The organism is Dellaglioa sp. CoH-55-MRSF-8 (assembly GCF_056782195.1).
Genome location: NZ_JBXAYH010000206.1, coordinates 1 through 265, shown reverse-complemented (window position 1 = coordinate 265; position 265 = coordinate 1). Strand labels below are relative to the sequence as shown.

Annotated in this window: 1 protein-coding gene; it reads left to right on the top strand. The window is 63.0% G+C overall.

The genetic code is table 11. From position 1 onward, the window contains the following. Nucleotides 1-265, top strand: a 265-nt coding sequence (locus tag AC1RPW_RS08500) for a hypothetical protein (RefSeq protein ID WP_481769528.1), incomplete at both ends; no start/stop codon positions are given.

Genomic DNA, 265 nt, shown 5'->3' with positions numbered 1-265 from the left:
GAGCGGTTCGACGTAGGGGAGGCACCGTTCGATGGGTTTGGTGGTGCTTACTCCGAGGGCGCGCATGATGGCTTGGGTCGGGGTTTGGGCTTCGAGGTGTCGGACTATCCAGGTGGTGCGGAGCCGTTCGACGACGTATCGGTTCTGGTTGAAGGTGGAGGCAGCGTACCGAAGGGTGGTGTGCAGGTAGGTTGGCGGGTCGTGCAGGGGCTCGTCGGTGACGAGGCGCTCATTGTTCCGACGCCTTGTCAGAGCTGTGTCGACC